General features: G+C 62.0%; 16 protein-coding genes. 15 read left to right on the forward strand and 1 reads right to left on the reverse strand.

Annotation, left to right across the window (positions count from 1 at the left end; translation table 11 throughout):
* Positions 1 to 525 precede the first annotated feature (525 nt).
* The 6 genes from YUO_RS0114085 to YUO_RS0114110 all read left to right on the forward strand — a co-directional run bounded on the left by YUO_RS0114085 (position 526) and on the right by YUO_RS0114110 (position 6044).
* Complete coding sequence (locus YUO_RS0114085) at positions 526 to 1359, forward strand: cytochrome c oxidase subunit II (RefSeq protein WP_028347846.1); 834 nt, start codon at positions 526 to 528, stop codon at positions 1357 to 1359.
* A gap of 76 nt (positions 1360 to 1435) precedes the next feature.
* The gene (locus YUO_RS0114090; protein ID WP_028347847.1) at positions 1436 to 3211 is read left to right on the forward strand and encodes a cbb3-type cytochrome c oxidase subunit I; all 1776 of its coding nucleotides are present in this window, start codon (positions 1436 to 1438) and stop codon (positions 3209 to 3211) included.
* Positions 3208 to 3912, forward strand: a complete 705-nt coding sequence (locus tag YUO_RS0114095) for a cytochrome c oxidase subunit 3 (RefSeq protein WP_028347848.1) — start codon at positions 3208 to 3210, stop codon at positions 3910 to 3912. The genes YUO_RS0114090 and YUO_RS0114095 overlap by 4 nt, the downstream gene beginning before the upstream one ends.
* A gap of 11 nt (positions 3913 to 3923) precedes the next feature.
* Positions 3924 to 4646: a heme-copper oxidase subunit III family protein gene (locus YUO_RS0114100; RefSeq protein ID WP_028347849.1), complete on the forward strand. Its 723-nt coding sequence runs from the start codon at positions 3924 to 3926 to the stop codon at positions 4644 to 4646.
* Positions 4647 to 4655: 9 nt separating this feature from the next.
* The gene (locus YUO_RS0114105; protein ID WP_028347850.1) at positions 4656 to 5063 is read left to right on the forward strand and encodes a cytochrome C oxidase subunit IV family protein; all 408 of its coding nucleotides are present in this window, start codon (positions 4656 to 4658) and stop codon (positions 5061 to 5063) included.
* 69 nt (positions 5064 to 5132) lie between these two features.
* Positions 5133 to 6044, forward strand: a complete 912-nt coding sequence (locus YUO_RS0114110) for a heme o synthase (RefSeq protein ID WP_035726728.1) — start codon at positions 5133 to 5135, stop codon at positions 6042 to 6044.
* A 48-nt stretch (positions 6045 to 6092) separates the two neighbouring features.
* On the opposite strand, the gene YUO_RS0114115 is transcribed toward YUO_RS0114110, so the two are convergent.
* The gene (locus YUO_RS0114115) at positions 6093 to 7163 is read right to left on the reverse strand and encodes a DUF2336 domain-containing protein (protein WP_028347852.1); all 1071 of its coding nucleotides are present in this window, start codon (positions 7161 to 7163) and stop codon (positions 6093 to 6095) included.
* Between the two features lie 338 nt (positions 7164 to 7501).
* Between YUO_RS0114115 and rimP the strand changes: the two genes are divergently transcribed.
* The 9 genes from rimP to YUO_RS0114160 all read left to right on the forward strand — a co-directional run bounded on the left by rimP (position 7502) and on the right by YUO_RS0114160 (position 18821).
* On the forward strand, positions 7502 to 8260 hold the full coding sequence (rimP, locus tag YUO_RS0114120) for a ribosome maturation factor RimP (protein ID WP_028347853.1): 759 nt from the start codon (positions 7502 to 7504) through the stop codon (positions 8258 to 8260).
* 3 nt (positions 8261 to 8263) lie between these two features.
* Positions 8264 to 9874: a transcription termination factor NusA gene (nusA, locus tag YUO_RS0114125; RefSeq protein ID WP_028347854.1), complete on the forward strand. Its 1611-nt coding sequence runs from the start codon at positions 8264 to 8266 to the stop codon at positions 9872 to 9874.
* A gap of 75 nt (positions 9875 to 9949) precedes the next feature.
* Positions 9950 to 10633, forward strand: a complete 684-nt coding sequence (locus YUO_RS0114130; protein ID WP_028347855.1) for an RNA-binding protein — start codon at positions 9950 to 9952, stop codon at positions 10631 to 10633.
* A gap of 75 nt (positions 10634 to 10708) precedes the next feature.
* The gene (infB, locus tag YUO_RS0114135; RefSeq protein ID WP_028347856.1) at positions 10709 to 13360 is read left to right on the forward strand and encodes a translation initiation factor IF-2; all 2652 of its coding nucleotides are present in this window, start codon (positions 10709 to 10711) and stop codon (positions 13358 to 13360) included.
* A gap of 169 nt (positions 13361 to 13529) precedes the next feature.
* On the forward strand, positions 13530 to 13943 hold the full coding sequence (gene rbfA, locus YUO_RS0114140) for a 30S ribosome-binding factor RbfA (RefSeq protein WP_028347857.1): 414 nt from the start codon (positions 13530 to 13532) through the stop codon (positions 13941 to 13943).
* On the forward strand, positions 13943 to 15097 hold the full coding sequence (truB, locus tag YUO_RS0114145) for a tRNA pseudouridine(55) synthase TruB (protein ID WP_028347858.1): 1155 nt from the start codon (positions 13943 to 13945) through the stop codon (positions 15095 to 15097). The genes rbfA and truB overlap by 1 nt, the downstream gene beginning before the upstream one ends.
* 2 nt (positions 15098 to 15099) lie before the next feature.
* Complete coding sequence (gene rpsO, locus YUO_RS0114150; protein ID WP_028347859.1) at positions 15100 to 15369, forward strand: 30S ribosomal protein S15; 270 nt, start codon at positions 15100 to 15102, stop codon at positions 15367 to 15369.
* Positions 15370 to 15688: 319 nt separating this feature from the next.
* Positions 15689 to 17845, forward strand: coding sequence for a polyribonucleotide nucleotidyltransferase (gene pnp / locus YUO_RS0114155; protein WP_028347860.1), 2157 nt, complete (start codon positions 15689 to 15691; stop codon positions 17843 to 17845).
* A gap of 229 nt (positions 17846 to 18074) precedes the next feature.
* Positions 18075 to 18821, forward strand: a complete 747-nt coding sequence (locus YUO_RS0114160) for a superoxide dismutase (protein ID WP_028347861.1) — start codon at positions 18075 to 18077, stop codon at positions 18819 to 18821.
* Positions 18822 to 18851: the final 30 nt, after the last annotated feature.

The following is an 18851-nucleotide window of genomic DNA, read 5'->3' on the forward strand; positions in this document are numbered from 1 at the left end:
TCCCGTGCTCACAGTTGCGGCGGTCGAAACGACGCGCCGCAACATGCGCGTCTCCGCCCTGGTGTGCGAGAGTCGCGGTCGAGCCGAGTACGGCAAACCCAAATGCATCGAAAGGAGCTTAGCCGGACGAAACTTGTCGCGACCTCCCCAGCAGCTTAGCGCTATAGCGTCCCGACAGCGCTCACGGTTCGGTGAACTGTGCACGTTCACGGTCATTTGGTGCATTGCGTCATATCAAACGAATTTGTGCTGACTGATGCTCGCCAGCTTGCTGGCATCCGCGCGGACGCTGAAGTGATCTATTGACGCCAGCCCCGACGCGTACCATCCTCACTCTTGACGCCCCAGACTTGATGGTAATCGGTCGTAACGTGTGCCCGGCGCCACGTTTTGGATGTCGCGACCGGTCAAAGTGGGCGAGGCAAGACACACTGCGATGGCGCACGTGACGTCAGCCATCCAGACGGTGTGAGCTCCGCCCTCCGATTTGTCTCCGTTGCCTTAGGTGGCAAGGAGGAGTGAGGGATGATTGTCGCTATCATACTGCTTTTGGTCGCAGTCGGCTCGGTGCTGTTTCACATCTACAGCCCGTGGTGGTGGACGCCGATCGCCACTAACTGGCGCTACATTGACGACACCATCAACATAACCTTCTGGATCACCGGGGCGGTTTTCTTCGCGGTGATCGCTTTCATGGCCTATTGCGTCTTCCGCTTCCATCACAAGGAAGGAAGACAGGCGCACTACAATCCCGAGAACAAGAAGCTCGAGTGGTGGCTCAGCATCGGTACAGCCGTCGGCGTCGGAGCCATGCTGGCGCCTGGGCTATTTGTCTGGCACCAGTTCGTCACGGTTCCGGCGAACGCTGCCGAGATCGAGGTCATGGGCCAGCAGTGGCAATGGAGCTTCCGCCTGCCGGGGAAGGATGGCCGGATGGGCACGACCGATGTCCGCCACGTCAGTGCCGAGAATCCTATGGGCTTGAATCGCGACGACCCGCACGGGCAGGACGACGTCGTGATCGAAAGTGGCGAGATGCACCTCCCGGTTGGAAAGCCGGTCAAGGTTTTGCTCCGCTCAGTCGACGTCCTGCACGATTTCTATGTGCCCGAATTCCGGGCCAAGATGGATATGGTGCCCGGCATGGTCACCTATTTCTGGATGACTCCGATCCGAACCGGAACGTTTGATGTACTGTGCGCCGAGTTGTGCGGCGCAGCGCACGCGCAGATGCGGGCGAAAGTCATCGTCGAGGAAGAAGCCGAATATCAAGCCTGGCTAGAGCAACAGAAGACGTTTGCGGAATTGTCAGGCCGAAGCGCCGTTACAAGGGCGACATACAGATCAGGCGGCAAGTAGGTGCCGCTGCGAAGATAGATTGGGCGCGTGAGACCGGGTCTCCATGCCCGACGGAAACGACCGAGGAGGTATTTCTATGGTCGATGTTCCATATGAAGCAACCGTCGACGTTCCGCCTGCCGAAGTGCCGGAGGTCGAACTCTATCACCCCAAAAGCTGGTGGACACAGTACGTCTTTTCGCAGGACGCCAAAGTCATCGCGATCCAATACTCGCTGACGGCGACTGCGATCGGTCTAGTGGCGCTGGTGCTGTCGTGGATGATGCGCCTGCAACTGGGATTTCCGGGCACATTCTCCTTCATCGATGCAAGCCAGTATCTCCAGTTCATCACCATGCACGGCATGATCATGGTGATCTACCTGCTTACAGCCTTGTTCCTGGGAGGCTTCGGCAACTACCTGATCCCGTTGATGGTCGGCGCGCGGGACATGGTTTTCCCCTATGTGAACATGCTGAGCTACTGGGTCTACCTGCTCGCCGTCATCGTGTTGGCTTCGACCTTCTTCGTACCCGGCGGGCCCACCGGCGCCGGCTGGACGCTATACCCACCGCAGGCGATCCTGTCCGGCACTCCCGGGCAGGATTGGGGCATCATTCTCATGCTGTCCTCGCTGATCCTGTTCATCATCGGCTTCACCATGGGTGGATTGAATTACGTGGTGACGGTGCTGCAGGCGCGCACCCGCGGCATGACGCTGATGCGGCTGCCCTTGACAGTATGGGGCATCTTCACAGCCACCATCATGGCGCTATTGGCCTTCCCGGCGCTGTTCGTCGCCTCCGTCATGATGCTGTTCGACCGCCTCCTCGGAACCAGCTTCTTCATGCCCGCACTCGTCGAGATGGGGCAGCAGATGAAGTATGGCGGCGGCAGCCCGATCCTGTTCCAGCACCTGTTCTGGTTCTTCGGTCATCCCGAAGTCTATATCGTCGCCCTGCCGGCCTTCGGCATCGTTTCCGATCTGATCAGCACGCATGCGCGAAAGAACATCTTCGGCTATCGCATGATGGTTTGGGCCATTGTGGCGATCGGCGCACTCAGCTTTATCGTGTGGGCGCACCACATGTATGTGAGCGGCATGCACCCGACGTTCGGGTTCTTCTTCGCCACGACGACGCTCATCATCGCGATCCCCACCGCCATCAAAGTTTACAACTGGGTGCTAACCCTGTGGCGCGGCGACATTCATCTCACGGTGCCGATGCTGTTCGCGCTCGGCTTTATCATAACATTCGTGAACGGCGGGCTGACCGGCCTCTTCCTCGGCAACGTCGTCGTGGATGTCCCGCTTTCGGATACCATGTTCGTTGTCGCGCATTTCCACATGGTAATGGGCGTGGCGCCCATCATGGTCGTGCTGGGCGCGATCTATCATTGGTACCCCAAGGTAACGGGCCGGATGCTGGATGACTGGATGGGCAAGTTCCATTTCTGGGTCACGTTCCTCGGCGCCTACCTGATCTTCTTTCCCATGCACTATCTTGGACTGCTCGGGGTGCCGCGCCGGTATCACGAGATCGGCGAAGCGGCGTTCATCACGCCATCCGTGCATACGCTGAATGCCTTCATGAGCGTGGTGGCGCTGATCGTGGGCCTCGCCCAGATCGTGTTCCTGTTCAACCTGGTCTGGAGCTATTTCAAGGGCAGGCCTTCCGGCGGCAATCCGTGGCGGGCAACAACACTGGAATGGCAGACGCCGGAGACGCCGCCCGGACATGGCAACTGGGGCAAGGAGCTCCCGGTGGTCTATCGCTGGGCGTATGACTACAGCGTGCCAGGCGCCAAGGAAGATTTCATTCCGCAGAACCAGCCGCCGGCGAGACGGGCCCTCCAGGGAGCCACGCCGTGAGCGCCATCGTCCTGTTCATGGCGGTGATTGCGGTCATCGTGGGATGGTGGCTGTCGCAGCAACGGCTGACAGCCAAGCCCTGGCTGGAAGAAGGTTCAATCGATGACTTCCCGGGCACGGGAGCGATGACCGTGCCGGCAGCGAAGCTCGGATTGGGAGTGTTTCTCGCTGTCGCCACCTCGTTGTTCGCGCTCTTCATCAGCGCCTACTCCATGCGCATGGACATGGTGGACTGGCGGGCACTGCCTGTCCCGGCACTGCTCTGGTTCAACACTGGCGTCCTGGTTTTGAGCAGCGTCGCGATGCAATGGGCATACGTATCCGTGCAACGGAACAACATGGACGGTGTAATCGTCGGCATATGCGCGGGAGGAGCATCCGCCATCATATTCCTGATCGGGCAGTTGCTGGCGTGGCGACAGCTAAGCGCCGCGGGGTATTTCGTGGCGTCCAATCCTGCCAATTCTTTCTTCTACATGATCACCGCGGTGCACGGGCTGCATCTGATGGGCGGTCTGGCGGCCCTGGGGAGAACGACCGCCAAGGTGTGGCGTGGCGCTGAGATGCCCCAGCTGCGCCTGAGCGTGGAGCTCTGTGTCATCTACTGGCATTTCCTGCTGTTGGTCTGGCTCGTCGTGCTCGGCCTGCTGACGGGCTGGACGGACGATTTCGTCAACATCTGTCGCCGGTTGCTCAGCTAGGGAGGATCCAGATGGCAGAGACTGCGCTGACAACCCCTGGACAGTCGCCTGCGCGGGCTGCCGGCTTGAAGGGTGTCGCCGCCGACTGGTCCTCGGATCAGCGCGCGTTCAAGAACGTGTCCTGGGGGAAGGCCATGATGTGGATCTTCCTCCTGAGCGACACCTTCATCTTCAGTTGCTTCCTGCTCTCGTACATGACGGCGCGAATGTCCACGACCGTGCCGTGGCCCAATCCGAGTGAGGTGTTCGCTCTCGAGATTGCGGGGCATCACATCCCGCTGATCCTGATCGCCATCATGACCTTCATCCTGATCAGCAGCAGCGGGACGATGGCGATGGCCGTTAATTTCGGCTACCGCCGCGATCGCGTCAAAACTGCAGTCCTGATGCTCGTTACGGCAGCACTTGGCGCAACGTTCGTCGGGATGCAGGCCTTCGAGTGGACCAAACTGATCATGGAGGGAGTGCGGCCTTGGGAGAACCCCTGGGGTGCGGCGCAGTTCGGCTCCAGCTTTTTCATGATCACAGGCTTCCACGGAACGCACGTGACCTTCGGCGTGATTTTCCTGATCGCTATCGCGCGAAAGGTCTGGCGCGGAGATTTTGATCACGGACGACGCGGATTCTTCACGAGCCGGAGGGGAAACTACGAGATCGTCGAAATAATGGGCCTGTACTGGCACTTCGTCGATCTTGTGTGGGTTTTCATCTTTGCGTTTTTCTATCTTTGGTGAGGTCAACGCATGACAAACGTGGCGGTAGATTTGGGGACCCAACAACCTTCGCTGCACACTCACATGCATGAGGCAGTCGCAGTCGCTGCTGGAGCCGCGCACGCAGAGGGCCAGCAGCACCCGATCAAGCTCTATCTCGTGGTCTGGGGATGGTTGTTTGTCCTCAGCGCCTGCTCCTATCTCGTCGACTACTTTGGCCTTCAGGGCTATCTCAGATGGTCGCTGATCCTGCTGTTCATGATGTTGAAGGCCGGCTTGATCGTCGCCGTGTTCATGCACATGGCCTGGGAGCGGCTGGCCCTGGCCTATGCTATTCTGCTGCCGCCGGTGCTGGTGCTGGTGTTCGTGGCCATCATGGTATTCGAGTCCGAGTACACGCACCTCATACGGGTCCTGTTCTTCGCGTCACCGACGTAGTTATCTTTGCTTCGCGCGAAGGTGCTTCAAGCCGTCACCAGTTCGCTTGCAACAGGGGGCATCAGTCTCATGCAAATCAATCGTTCAATTCTCCTTCGCGGGAGGTATGCCAACGTCGGGGATTATATCGCGCTGACAAAGCCGCGCGTCATGTCGCTGGTCGTCTTTACGGCACTCGTCGGTCTCATGGTTGCGCCAGGCGACATCGATCCATTCGCCGGTATGGCTGCCCTACTTTGCATAGCTGCCGGAGCCGGCGCTGCAGGTGCTCTCAATATGTGGTACGACGCCGACATCGATGCGGTGATGGCGCGCACCGCCATGCGTCCCATTCCCAGCGGCCGCGTATCTCGCTCGGAAGCATTGGTTTTTGGACTGATGCTCGGCGTGTGCGCCGTTCTGGCTCTCGGCACTTTGCTGAACTTGGCCGCGGCTGCGCTGCTTGCTTTCACAATTTTCTTTTATGTCGTCGTCTACACGATGTGGCTCAAGCGCCGAACACCGCAGAACATCGTCATTGGCGGTGCTGCTGGCGCACTTCCTCCGGTGATCGGCTGGGTTGCTGCCGCAGGAAGTGCCGGTATCGAGCCGCTGATCCTGTTCCTGATCATTTTCCTTTGGACACCACCCCACTTCTGGGCACTGTCGCTCAATCTTGCCGGAGAATATACAAGGGCCGGGGTGCCGATGCTGCCGGTCGTAGCCGGCGAGGCCGAAACAAAACGCCAGATTCTTCTCTACAGCGTTTTTCTCGTTCTGATCTCACTGCTGCCCTGGGCGCTGGGGTTCGCCGGAGCGATCTATGGCGCGGCTGCGGCGATCCTTGGGGCGGTCATGGTTTTTCTTTCATGGCAAGTGCATCGGAGCGACGATAAGCAACGGCGGCCTGCTCGTCGCCTGTTTGCGTTTTCCATACTCTATCTGGTTCTTCTGTTTGGCGTGCTGCTGATGAATGCTACACCCTACGCTCAGCCCCGCTAGAACGAAGTCCGCCGCTACGCGCAATGACGCCGGCGGCCGGCGAAACCGTTACCGCGTCTTCCAGAACTCGACGACGCGCTGGGCGGTCATGGGCATCAGGCGCACGTAGTTCACACGCGCGCTTTCGATGTCGGCAGGTGATGCCGTCCGGTTCGGACCGAGCCGAAGGATGATCAGCGCGCGAACCGTCGCCCATTCGAGATCGATGGCTTTGCCGGCGATCAGGATCGGATCGTAGCGATCGCCGCTGATCAGGCGGTCGAGGGTTTCGATCTTGACGCCGGTCATCGCCGACAGCGCGGCGATCGATTCCTCGTATTTGAAGACCCTGGCAAAGTTGAGCAATGCGCCTTCGCCGAGCGCGCCCTCGCGGTGGAGCTTCAGCACCGTGCGCTGCGCCGGCACGAAGTCGCGTCGCTCCTCGCGTTCGGACGGGCCGGTGATAGCGCTCATCGCCTGCTTGATATCGGCCTGCCGCTCGGGCTTGACGACCTGGAACAGGCGGCGACGGATGACGTCGATGGAGCCGGAGAGCAACTCCTTCAATTGCGCAGGCGACAGGTCGTCGCGCTGGCCGAGCCTGATCGTCAGCACGCCGTCCTGGCCGGCGCGCTTGATCAGCGTCGAATAGCCCTCCGATGAAAAGGCCGCGCCCGCATTGCCGGCGGCGCGCCTGACCACGGCGCGGTCGCCGCGGGCGATCATGACGTCGGTGAGATCGGCCGAAAGCGTCGGCCGCTCCGCCATCGCCAGCAGATGACCCTGGCCCTTCATGGATGCAATTTCGAGCAGCATCTTCTCGTCGATGACCGGCGAGTGGCGCAGCAACGGGCCTGCAATGGCGATTTCATCTTCATGGGCGAGTTGGCCGACCAGGCCACGCGGCGCATTCGCCAGCGTCGACAGGCGCTCGGCCAGTTCGGCGCGCGCCTCGATCTCGGCATGCGGAACGAGGCTGGTCAGGACGCCGTCAAAAAAATCGACGTGATCGGGGCGGAAGCTTGCTGCACCCTGCAGGAAAAGCTCGCTGATACGACGCGCGGCATCGGCGCGGCGCTTGGGGTCGCCACGACTGACAATGTCGTCGAGTTCGGGGATCAGCGATGGTGAAACAATCATAAACCCACCTAAACCGGCCAAAATTGGCTGGTTTTTCGGGAAATCTAGGCAGCGTTCATGAATGAAGGGTTAGGCTTTACCCCGCTCTCAAAGCTTGGCAAAATCGGCCTTAACGGGATTGTGGGCCTTGTCGGATTGCGGAAAAACCGCTATATCCGCGGCAACTTATGGTTCTCATACGATCGCGTATTGAGAGTGGGCCCCCCGGGACCCGCTCTTTTTTATTACCTGAACGCGCCCTGCCGAGAACGGGCCTCAAGGGCGGTTCGGGGAACCGGCCGGAGCTCCGGTTGGGCCCGGCCTAAACCCATGCAAGTAAGACGCTTTTGACCCTGGACATGACCGATCCAACTGCTGTTCCCGAGGATGCCGACCTCTTGGCCGAGCCCCGTCTCGTCGTCGAGCCGGGCGTGGCGGCGCGGGTGTCGGCCGTGGCCGGCCCGGTTTTGCAGGGAATGGGCTACCGGCTGGTTCGGATCAAGATTTCAGGCGAGGCCGGATGCACTGTCCAGATCATGGCCGAGCGGCCCGACGGCTCGATGCAGATCGAGGATTGCGAGGCGATCTCGCGGGCGCTGTCGCCGGTGCTCGACGTCGCCGATCCGATCGACCGCGCCTATCGTCTGGAGATTTCATCGCCCGGCATCGACCGCCCGCTGGTGCGCCGTTCCGATTTCGAGCGCTACGCCGGTCATCTTGTGAAGATCGAAATGGCGGTCGCCCATCAGGGCCGCAAGCGCTTCCGTGGTACGCTGGCAGGTGTCGAAGGCAATGCCTTGCGGCTACATCGGGATGACACACGCGCGGACGAAGATGCCGACGTGCTCCTGGTGATGGAAGACATCTCCGACGCCCGGCTGGTTCTGACCGACGAGTTGATCGCTGAATCGATGCGGCGCGGCAAGCAAGCCGAGCGCGAGTTGAAGCAAAATCTCGGGCTGGTGCCGCCGCCTCCGCCGCACGCAAAAAAGAGCGATCCGGCGAAGGGCAAGAAACCGAAGACCGGCAAGAAGCCGGAGCCGACGAATACAAAGAAACACCGCCTCGCTGCAGAAAGACTCCGCAGGGGCGAGATCGATCCTACCGAAGGAGACTAGACCATGGCAGTCAGTGCCAACAAACTCGAGCTGCTGCAGATCGCAGACGCGGTCGCCCGCGAAAAGTCGATCGACCGCGGCATCGTGATCGCCGCGATGGAAGACGCCATCGCCAAGGCGGCCCGCGCCCGTTACGGCAGCGAGACCGACGTTCACGCCGAGATCGACGCCAAGAAGGGCGAACTGCGGCTATCCCGCCACATGCTGGTGGTCGATCACGTCGAAAACTCGGCGAACCAGATTTCGCTGGCGGACGCGCAGCGCGCCAATCCGGGCGCCCAGGTCGGCGACACCATCGCCGACACCCTGCCGCCGCTGGAATATGGCCGCATCGCCGCGCAATCCGCCAAGCAGGTGATCGTGCAGAAGGTGCGCGAAGCCGAACGCGACCGGCAATACCAGGAATTCAAGGACCGCATCGGCGACATCGTCAACGGCGTCGTCAAGCGCGTCGAATATGGCAGCGTGATCGTCGATCTCGGCCGCGGTGAAGCGATTATCCGCCGCGACGAAATGCTGCCGCGCGAGGTGTTCCGCAACGGCGACCGCGTCCGCGCCTATATCTTCGATGTCCGCCGCGAAACCCGCGGACCGCAGATCTTCCTCTCCCGCACCCATCCGCAGTTCATGGCCAAGCTGTTCGCGCAGGAAGTGCCGGAAATCTATGACGGCATCGTCGAGATCAAAGCGGTGGCCCGCGATCCCGGCTCGCGCGCGAAAATCGGCGTGATTTCCAGGGATTCCTCGGTGGATCCGGTCGGCGCCTGCGTCGGCATGCGCGGCTCGCGCGTGCAGGCGGTGGTGAACGAACTGCAGGGCGAAAAGATCGACATCATTCCGTGGTCGCCCGACATCGCGACCTTCGTCGTCAACGCGCTGGCGCCCGCCGAAGTCGCCAAGGTCGTGATCGACGAGGACCGCGAGCGGATCGAGGTCGTGGTTCCCGACACCAACAATCAGCTCTCGCTGGCGATCGGCCGGCGCGGCCAGAACGTGCGCCTCGCTTCGCAGCTCACCGGCTGGGATATCGACATCCTCACCGAGCAGGAAGAATCCGAGCGCCGCCAGGCCGATTTCGAGAACTCGACCCGCGTTTTCATGGAAGCGCTGAACGTCGACGAAGTGGTGGGTCAGTTGCTGGCATCCGAGGGCTTCACGTCGGTCGAGGAACTGGCGCTGGTCGATGCCAAGGAATTGGCCGGCATCGAAGGTTTCGACGAGGAAACCGCCAACGAGCTGCAGAGCCGGGCGAGAGAATATCTGGAGCAGCTCGAAACCGAGCTGGAAAACAAGCGCAAGGAACTCGGCGTGGAAGATGCAATGAAGAAGGTCCCCGGCGTGACCTCGAAGATGCTGGTGAAGTTCGGCGAAAACGACATCAAGACGGTCGAGGATCTGGCGGGCTGCGCCACCGACGATCTGGTCGGCTGGACCGAGCGCAAGGAAGGCGGCGAGCCGACCAAGCATCCCGGCATTCTCGACGCCAACGAGATCTCGCGCGAAGATGCGGAAGCCATGATCATGCAGGCGCGCGTCATTGCCGGCTGGATCACCGAGGCCGAACTCGCCAAGCAATCCGAAGCGGCTGAAGCCAGCGAAGACCAGACGGTGTAATGCGGGTGTTCCGCAAAACCGAAACTCTTTTCTGCGCGCAGACCGTGCGCAGATGACTGGAGCTATCAAACCGGCATGCTTGCTTTGGCTGACCCCGATCTCGACCATGGGCCGCGGACCGACAAGTCCGCGACCATGCGGATGTGCGCGGTCAGTCGCGAGGTGCGTCCGATCGACGAGCTGATCCGGTTCGTTGTCGCCCCCTCGGGCGAGGTGATCCCCGATTTGAAACGCAAGCTGCCCGGCCGCGGCCTCTGGGTATCGGCCTCGCGCCGGACGGTTGCGGAAGCGGTGCGGCGTCACCAATTTAGCAGAGGGTTCAAGCGCGACGTCCGGGTCGCGGCGACCCTTCCCGCCGATACCGAGGCTCTGCTGGAACGGAGCTGCACCGAGGCACTGGCCATGGCGGCCAAGGCCGGTCAGGTGATTTCCGGCTTTGCCAAGGTCGAGGGCCTGCTCGAACAGGGCCGGGCCGAAGTCCTGGTCCACGCTTCCGACGGCGCGGCCGACGGAATCCGCAAATTGGACGCGATCGCCGGGCAAAGGGGCCGAAATATCGGCGATTCGAGGGGTTTGCCGATTGTTAGTGCTTTAACCTCGGCACAATTGGATTTGGCACTGGGCCGGTCAAATGTGATACATGCTGCCCTGCTCGCGGGCCCGGCGAGCAAGACGTTCCTGTCGCGCTGCCAGATCCTGGTTCGATACCGGACGGACGATGACGACAAGACCGGGATGGCGGCCAGAAATTCTGACTGACGAAGATTGGTTCCGAAGACCTGCTTCAATGACGGTGCGGAAAACGCACAACGCTAACGAGATTAGGACTGCTGAATGGTTGATACCAAAACGCCTGGCGACAAGACTTTGAGTGTTCCGACCAAGACCTTGACGCTGAAGCCGCGGGTCGAGACGGGCACTGTGCGCCAGAGCTTCAGCCATGGCCGGACCAAGCAGGTCGTGGTCGAAAAGCGTGGCAAGCGCCGCGTCGGCGGCGACGCGCCCACCACTGAGACGCATGCGCCCGAGCCGGCCGCCGCCAAGGCGGCGCCCGCCGCAAAGGCCCCCCTCTCCCGCCCTGCGGCAACGCCGGGTGCCGCGCCGCGCGGCGGTTCGGGCGTGGTGCTGCGAACATTGACGGAAGACGAGCGTTCCGCCCGCGCCAGCGCGCTGGCCGACGCCAAGATGCGCGAAATCGAGGAGCGCCGTCTGGCCGAGGAAGAGGCCAAGCGCCGCGCCAGCCGTGAAGGCATCGAACAGGCCGAACGTGAGGCCGCCGAAGCCCGCCGCAAGGCCGAGGAAGAACGGCACCGCCTGGAAGAGGAAGCCAAGCGCAAGGCCGAAGTCGAGGCCAAGAAGCGATTTGGCGAGACCGAGGCCAAGCCCGCGGCGACGCCGGCACCCGCCGCAGCGCGACCCGCCGCAGCCCGCCCAGCCGGCGCCCGGCCGGCGGCAGTGCCGCCCGCGCGTGCCCCGGGCGTTGCCGCCGACGGTTCCGATGAAGACGAAGGTCCGCGTCAGGTTCGGCGCGGCCCCGGCGGCGCCATGCGCCCCGTAGCCGCTCCCAAGACCACCCATAAGCCGGGCCCGCAAAAGGAGCGCGGCCGCCTGACCGTGGTCACCGCGCTCAATGATGACGTGCGCGAGCGTTCGATCGCCTCGTTCCGCCGCCGCACCCAGCGCCTGAAAGGCCATGCCGCCAACGAGCCGAAGGAAAAGCTGGTCCGCGAGGTCACGATCCCGGAAGCGATCACGATCCAGGAACTCGCCAACCGCATGTCGGAGCGCGCGGTCGATGTCATCCGCCTGCTGATGAAGCAGGGCGCAATGCACAAGATCACCGACGTGATCGATGCCGATACCGCGCAGCTAATCGCCGAGGAACTGGGCCACACCGTCAAGCGCGTCGCGGCGTCCGACGTTGAAGAAGGCCTGTTCGACGTCGTCGACGATTCCACCGATACCGAGCCGCGCTCGCCGGTCGTCACCGTGATGGGCCATGTCGATCACGGCAAGACCTCGCTGCTCGACGCGCTGCGCCATGCCAACGTGGTGTCGGGCGAAGCCGGCGGCATCACCCAGCATATCGGCGCCTATCAGGTGAGCTCGCCGGAAAGCGGCAAGAAGATCACCTTCATCGATACGCCCGGCCACGCCGCGTTCACCGCGATGCGTGCACGCGGCGCCAAGGTCACCGATATCGTGATCCTGGTGGTGGCGGCCGATGACGGCGTCATGCCGCAGACGGTGGAGGCGATCAACCACGCCAAGGCGGCGAAGGTGCCGATGATCGTGGCGATCAACAAGATCGACAAGCCCGACGCCAAGCCGGAACGCGTGCGCACCGAGCTATTGCAGCACGAGGTTCAGGTAGAATCGTTCGGCGGTGAAGTCGTCGACGTCGAGGTTTCCGCCAAGAACAAGACCAATCTCGACAAGCTGCTCGAAATGATCGCGCTGCAGGCCGAGCTGCTCGACCTCAAAACCAATTCGGAACGGCCTGCCGAAGGCACCGTGATCGAAGCCAAGCTCGATCGCGGCCGCGGCCCGGTTGCGACCGTGCTGGTGCAGCGCGGCACGCTCAGGGTCGGCGACATCATCGTGGCCGGCGCCGAAATGGGCCGCGTCCGCGCGCTGATTTCGGACCAAGGCGAGAACATTGACGAGGCCGGACCTTCGGTGCCGGTCGAAGTGCTCGGCTTCAACGGCCCGCCGGAAGCCGGCGACCGCCTTGCGGTGGTCGAGAACGAAGCCCGCGCCCGCCAGGTGACGAGCTATCGCGCCCACCAGAAGCGCGAGAACGCCGCCGCCTCGATTTCCGGCATGCGCGGCTCGCTCGAGCAGATGATGTCGCAGCTCAAGACCGCGGGCCGCAAGGAATTCCCGCTGATCGTCAAAGCCGACGTGCAGGGTTCGCTCGAAGCCATTTTGGGTTCGCTGGAAAAACTCGGCACCGACGAAGTCGCCGCGCGCATCCTGCACGCGGGTGTCGGCGGCATCTCCGAATCCGACGTCACGCTGGCCGAAGGCTTTAATGCCGCGATCATCGGCTTTTCGGTGCGCGCCAACAAGGAAGCTGCCGCGGCCGCCAAGCGCAACGGCATCGAGATCCGCTACTACAACATCATCTACGATCTCGTCGACGACATCAAAAAGGCGATGTCCGGCCTGCTCGCGCCGACGCTGCGCGAAACCATGCTGGGCAATGCGCAGATCCTGGAAGTGTTCAACATTTCCAAGGTCGGCAAGGTCGCCGGCTGCCGCGTCACCGACGGCACCGTGGAGCGCGGCGCCAATGTTCGCCTGATCCGCGACAACGTCGTCGTGCACGAAGGCAAGCTTTCGACGCTGAAACGCTTCAAGGACGAAGTGAAGGAAGTGCAGTCCGGCCAGGAATGCGGCATGGCGTTCGAGAATTACGGCGACATGCGTGTCGGCGACGTCATCGAATGTTATCGCGTGGAGACGATCCAGCGCTCTCTGTAAGTCCAAGTCTTACGAAGAGCTTGGAATTTTGAACTAAAACCGTCATGCCCCGCCTTGTGCGCAATTGCGCCCGAGGGCGGGGCATCCAGTAGTCACCGCAACTAACGTTGAGCACGGAATACGTCATCACCCGCTTTCGCGGGTGATGACGGCAATTGGGATTTCGACAATGCCCCGCCACCACAGCAAGGGTTCCGCTCCCGGCGGCTCGCAACGACAGTTGCGCGTCGGCGAAACGGTGCGCCATGCGGTCGCCGATATTCTGTCGCACGGTAACGTGCACGATCCCGACCTCGAAGGCCACATCATCACCGTTCCCGAGGTGCGAATGTCGCCGGACCTTAAACTCGCGACGATTTACGTGATGCCGCTCGGTGGACGCGACACCGACGTCGTGATTGCGGCGCTCGAACGCAACAAGAAATTCCTGCGCGGCGAGATCGCGCATCGCGTTAACTTAAAATTTGCTCCCGACCTTCGCTTTCGCGTCGACGAACGATTCGACGAAGCGGAACGGATCGAGAAATTACTGCGAACACCTGCGGTGCAAAGGGACCTCGCACCCGATTCGGACGACAAGTGATGGTTACGACCACTGCCAACCGCGCGATCGAGCAGCAAACTGCCGAGTCGCACGACGCTGAAAAAAATAATTTTTCCGATTCACGCAACGATGGTGAACGCCGCGTCGACAACGGCGAACGCCGCGCGGACGATAGTAATCGCCGCGACAACAACGATCCGCGCCATACCAAACAGCCGCGCCAGAACAACCAGCCGCGACGCGACAAGCGCGACGTTCATGGCTGGGTGATTCTCGACAAGCCGATCGGCATGACCTCGACGCACGCGGTTGCCCTTCTCAAGCGCCTGTTCCAGGCCAAGCGGGCCGGCCATGCCGGCACGCTCGATCCGCTGGCGTCCGGCGGCCTGCCGATCGCGCTCGGCGAGGCCACCAAGACGGTTCCGTTCGTGATGGACGGCCGCAAGCGCTACCGCTTCACGGTCGCCTGGGGCGAGGAGCGCGACACCGACGATACCGAGGGGCGGGTGACCCAGAGCAGCGAACTCCGCCCGTCAGCGGACGCGATCCGGGCCCTGCTGCCCCAGTTCACCGGGCTGATCGAGCAGATCCCGCCGCAATATTCGGCGATCAAGGTCCAGGGCGAGCGCGCCTATGACCTGGCGCGGGATGGCGAAACCTTCGAATTGAAGCCCCGGCCGGTCGAGATTCACGAATTAACCCTTGTAGAACATGGAGATAACGGTCAATCCGTGTTCGAGGCGGAGTGTGGCAAGGGCACCTATGTCCGGGCACTGGCCCGCGATATCGGCCGGATTCTGGGCTGTTTCGGCCATATCTGCGCGTTGCGGCGGACGGTGGTTGGCCCGTTCCGCGAAACGGACATGATTCCGCTGGAAGAGTTGGAGGCTTTGTGCAATAGAGCCGCGTCTGGCGAGGGAAGCCTCGCCGACGCGCTTTTGCCCGTTGAGACCGCGCTGGACGACATCCCGGCACTGGCCGTCACACGGGCTGATGCGGCAAGGCTCCACAGGGGCCAGGCCGTTTTGTTGCGCGGACGGGATGCGCCCAATAGTAGCGGCACAGTCTATGTCACGGTGGCAGGCCGCCTTTTGGCGCTTGCCGAGATTGGCAATGGCGAACTCATCCCCAAGCGCGTGTTCAACCTGACCGGGCTGACTGCCAGTCCCGGTCGCAGCAATGAGAGAGTTTGACGATGTCGATTACCGCCGAACGTAAAGCGGAAGTCATCAAGACGAATGCCACCAAAGCCGGCGACACCGGCTCGCCCGAGGTCCAGGTTGCGATCCTGTCGGAACGCATCAACAATCTCACGGGCCACTTCAAGACCCACGTGAAGGACAATCATTCACGCCGCGGCCTCCTGAAGCTCGTGTCGACGCGCCGCTCGCTTCTCGACTACATCAAGAAGAAGGACGAGGCGCGTTACAAGGCGTTGCTCGAAAAGCATAACATTCGCCGTTGATTTGAGTGTACGCGCGCGCAGTTTGCGCGCGCTTTCGCATGATTTTCCGAAGAAGCGGACTCCAGTTTTTGGAGGCGATCATGCGCAAGGAGCATCATCCGACAAGGATCGTGCTCGACAAACGTCCAGCAGCAATCCGGCCGCTGGACAGGGCAAGGTGCCCATGACTGCCGGGAGGATGGACGCCATCCGAAAGATAAAGACCATGGCAGGATCGCCGGATGCTGATCTCATGTTGCGATCAGCGTCCCGCAATCTTGCGCATGGTCTTTGTGTTTTTGGGCTCCGCTCTCTCGTGAACCCATGAAAGAAGACCACTATGTTTAATACGCATTCCGTCGAGATCGACTGGGGTGGACGTCCCCTCAAGCTGGAAACCGGCAAAATCGCCCGTCAGGCCGACGGCGCCGTGATGGCGACCTATGGCGAGACCGTGGTGCTTGCCACCGTCGTTGCCGCCAAAGCGCCGCGCGAAGGTGTCGACTTCCTGCCGCTGACCGTGGACTACCAGGAAAAGACCTACGCCGCAGGCCGCATTCCCGGCGGCTACTTCAAGCGCGAGGGGCGTCCGACCGAAAAGGAGACGCTGGTCTCCCGCCTGATCGACCGCCCGATCCGTCCGCTATTCGCCGACGGCTGGCGCAACGAGACCCAGGTCATCGTCACCGTGCTCTCGCATGACATGGAGAACGATCCGGATGTGCTGTCGATGGTCGCCGCCTCGGCCGCGCTGACGTTGTCAGGCGCTCCGTTCAAGGGACCGATCGGCGCCGCGCGCGTTGCCTTCAGCAACGACGAATACATCCTCAACCCGACGCTCGATGAAATGACCGACACGCAGCTCGACCTCGTCGTCGCCGGCACGTCGGACGCGGTGCTGATGGTCGAATCCGAAGCCAAGGAGCTCTCGGAAGAGATCATGCTCGGCGCGGTCATGTTCGGCCATCGCCACTTCCAGCCGGTGATCAAGGCGATCATCGAGCTGGCCGAGAAGGCCGCCAAGGATCCGCGCGAAGTCACCACCATCGACAACAGCGAGATCGAGAAGGAAATGCTCGGCCTGGTCGAGCAGGACCTGCGCTCGGCTTACGCGATTCCGATCAAGCAGGAGCGCTATGCGGCGGTCGGCAAGGCCAAGGAAAAGGTGATCGCGCACTATTTCCCGGAGGGCCAAGAGCCGAAATACGACAAGCTGCGCATCGCCGGCGTGTTCAAGGAGCTCGAAGCCAAGATCGTTCGCTGGAACATCCTCGATACCGGCAAGCGCATCGACGGCCGCGATAGCAAGACCGTGCGCAACATCATCGCCGAAGTCGGCGTCCTGCCGCGCGCCCATGGCTCGGCGCTGTTCACCCGCGGCGAGACCCAGGCGATGGTCGTGACCACGCTCGGCACCGGCGAGGACGAGCAGTACATCGACGCGCTGTCGGGAACGTATAAAGAGACGTTCCTGCTGCACTACAATTTCCCGCCCTTCTCGGTCGGTGAAACCGGACGCCTCGGCGGCACCAAGCGCCGCGAGATCGGCCACGGCAAGCTCGCCTGGCGCGCGATCCATCCGGTGCTGCCGCCGCACCACGAATTCCCTTACACGGTGCGCGTGGTCTCCGAGATCACCGAATCCAACGGCTCGTCGTCGATGGCCTCGGTGTGCGGCGCCTCGCTGGCGCTGATGGATGCGGGCGTTCCCTTGAAACGGCCGACCGCGGGCATCGCGATGGGCCTGATCCTGGAAGGCTCCCGCTTTGCGGTCCTGTCCGACATTCTCGGCGACGAGGATCATCTCGGCGACATGGACTTCAAGGTCGCCGGCACCGACCAGGGCATAACCTCGCTGCAGATGGACATCAAGATCGAGGGCATCACCGAGGAGATCATGAAGGTCGCGCTCGGTCAGGCCAAGGAAGGGCGCGTCCACATCCTCGGCGAAATGGCCAAGGCGCTCACCAACGCCCGCGCCGAGCTCGGCGAATACGCGCCGCGCATCGAGACCTTCAAGATCGCGACCGACAAGATCCGTGAAGTGATCGGCACCGGCGGCAAGGTGATCCGCGAGATCGTCGAAAAGACCGGCGCCAAGGTCAACATCGAGGACGACGGCACCGTCAAGGTCGCCTCCAACGACGGCGAGGCGATGAAGGCCGCGATCAAGTGGATCAAGTCGATCGCCTCCGATCCGGAGATCGGCCAGATCTATGAGGGCACCGTGGTCAAGGTGATGGAGTTCGGCGCCTTCGTGAACTTCTTCGGCGCCAAGGACGGCCTGGTCCACATCAGTCAGCTCGCCGCCAACCGCGTCCAGAAGACCTCCGACGTCGTCAAGGAAGGCGACAAGGTCAAGGTCAAGCTGCTCGGCTTCGACGACCGCGGCAAGACCCGGCTGTCGATGAAGGTGGTCGATCAGGTCACCGGCGAGGACCTCGAGGCCAAACAGAAGGCGGAAGGCCAGGCGCCGCGTGAAGCGGCCGGCGAGTAAGGCATCGCTAAAATGTGAACAAAAGGGCGGCCGAACGGTCGCCCTTTTTTGTTGGCGGCCTGAGTTACACTGCCAGGACCGCGCGGCACCTGTGCGATTCCGTCGCAGGGTTATGAGGAAAGAAAACGAAACCCGATCGCGCCCCTCTCCCGTAACTTGCCGCGCGCAGCGGCCTGCGGCGTTACGTCCAACATATTCACCAGGCTCACCTACAGGTAAGGAGAATTCGATGTCATCCATGTCCCGACGCCATTTGATGTTTGCTGCAACCGGTATCGCGGCCGTGGCTGCAGCCCCACGTCTGGTCTTCGCGCAGGCCGCCGCTCCCGCCCCGGCCGCCGCCCCAACCGGGCCGTTCACGCTGCCGCCGCTGACCTATCCGACCAATGCGTTCGAGCCCCACATCGACGCCAAGACGATGGAAATCCACCATGGCAAGCACCATGCAGCCTATGTCGCCAACATCAACAACGTCGCCAAGACCAATCCGCAATTGGGGACGGCGAAGATCGAAGACGTGCTCGGCAACCTGAATGCGCTCGACGACAGCATCAAGTTCACCGTGCGCAACAATCTCGGTGGCCACGCCAACCACACCATGTTCTGGGAAATCATGGGCCCGAACGGCGGCAAGCCGGAGGGCGAGGTGCTGGCGGCGATCGATCGCGATCTCGGCGGCATGGAAAAATTCCAGAACGATTTTAATGCTGCCGGCGGGCGCCAGTTCGGCTCGGGCTGGGTGTTCGTGACGGTGGGCAAGGACGGCAAGCTTGCGATCGAAACCCGTCCGAACCAGGACAATCCGATGATGGACGGCAAGCGCGCCCTGATGGGCAACGACGTCTGGGAGCACGCTTATTACCTGAACTACCAGAACCGCCGCGCGGATTATCTGAAAGCGTGGTGGAATACGGTGAACTGGGCCAAGATCGCGGAGCGTTATGCCGCGGCGAAGGCCGGTACACTCGGCGTTTGAGCGCATCCCAAGTGAAATCCCAGTGAAATC

Origin of the sequence: Bradyrhizobium murdochi, from assembly GCF_000472965.1 — a bacterium.
In the GTDB taxonomy this organism is placed as follows: domain Bacteria; phylum Pseudomonadota; class Alphaproteobacteria; order Rhizobiales; family Xanthobacteraceae; genus Bradyrhizobium; species Bradyrhizobium murdochi.

What these genes read in the sequence shown, in the direction of transcription:
- infB (WP_028347856.1), top strand. Translation starts at nt 10,709, where the DNA reads ATGGTTGATACCAAAACGCCTGGCGACAAGACTTTGAGTGTTCCGACC.
- YUO_RS0114110 (WP_035726728.1), top strand. Translation starts at nt 5,133, where the DNA reads ATGCAAATCAATCGTTCAATTCTCCTTCGCGGGAGGTATGCCAACGTC.
- rimP (WP_028347853.1), top strand. Translation starts at nt 7,502, where the DNA reads ATGACCGATCCAACTGCTGTTCCCGAGGATGCCGACCTCTTGGCCGAG.
- YUO_RS0114115 (WP_028347852.1), bottom strand. Translation starts at nt 7,163, where the DNA reads ATGATTGTTTCACCATCGCTGATCCCCGAACTCGACGACATTGTCAGT.
- truB (WP_028347858.1), top strand. Translation starts at nt 13,943, where the DNA reads ATGGTTACGACCACTGCCAACCGCGCGATCGAGCAGCAAACTGCCGAG.
- nusA (WP_028347854.1), top strand. Translation starts at nt 8,264, where the DNA reads ATGGCAGTCAGTGCCAACAAACTCGAGCTGCTGCAGATCGCAGACGCG.
- YUO_RS0114130 (WP_028347855.1), top strand. Translation starts at nt 9,950, where the DNA reads ATGCTTGCTTTGGCTGACCCCGATCTCGACCATGGGCCGCGGACCGAC.
- YUO_RS0114100 (WP_028347849.1), top strand. Translation starts at nt 3,924, where the DNA reads ATGGCAGAGACTGCGCTGACAACCCCTGGACAGTCGCCTGCGCGGGCT.
- YUO_RS0114105 (WP_028347850.1), top strand. Translation starts at nt 4,656, where the DNA reads ATGACAAACGTGGCGGTAGATTTGGGGACCCAACAACCTTCGCTGCAC.
- rbfA (WP_028347857.1), top strand. Translation starts at nt 13,530, where the DNA reads ATGCCCCGCCACCACAGCAAGGGTTCCGCTCCCGGCGGCTCGCAACGA.
- rpsO (WP_028347859.1), top strand. Translation starts at nt 15,100, where the DNA reads ATGTCGATTACCGCCGAACGTAAAGCGGAAGTCATCAAGACGAATGCC.
- YUO_RS0114090 (WP_028347847.1), top strand. Translation starts at nt 1,436, where the DNA reads ATGGTCGATGTTCCATATGAAGCAACCGTCGACGTTCCGCCTGCCGAA.
- YUO_RS0114160 (WP_028347861.1), top strand. Translation starts at nt 18,075, where the DNA reads ATGTCATCCATGTCCCGACGCCATTTGATGTTTGCTGCAACCGGTATC.
- YUO_RS0114085 (WP_028347846.1), top strand. Translation starts at nt 526, where the DNA reads ATGATTGTCGCTATCATACTGCTTTTGGTCGCAGTCGGCTCGGTGCTG.
- pnp (WP_028347860.1), top strand. Translation starts at nt 15,689, where the DNA reads ATGTTTAATACGCATTCCGTCGAGATCGACTGGGGTGGACGTCCCCTC.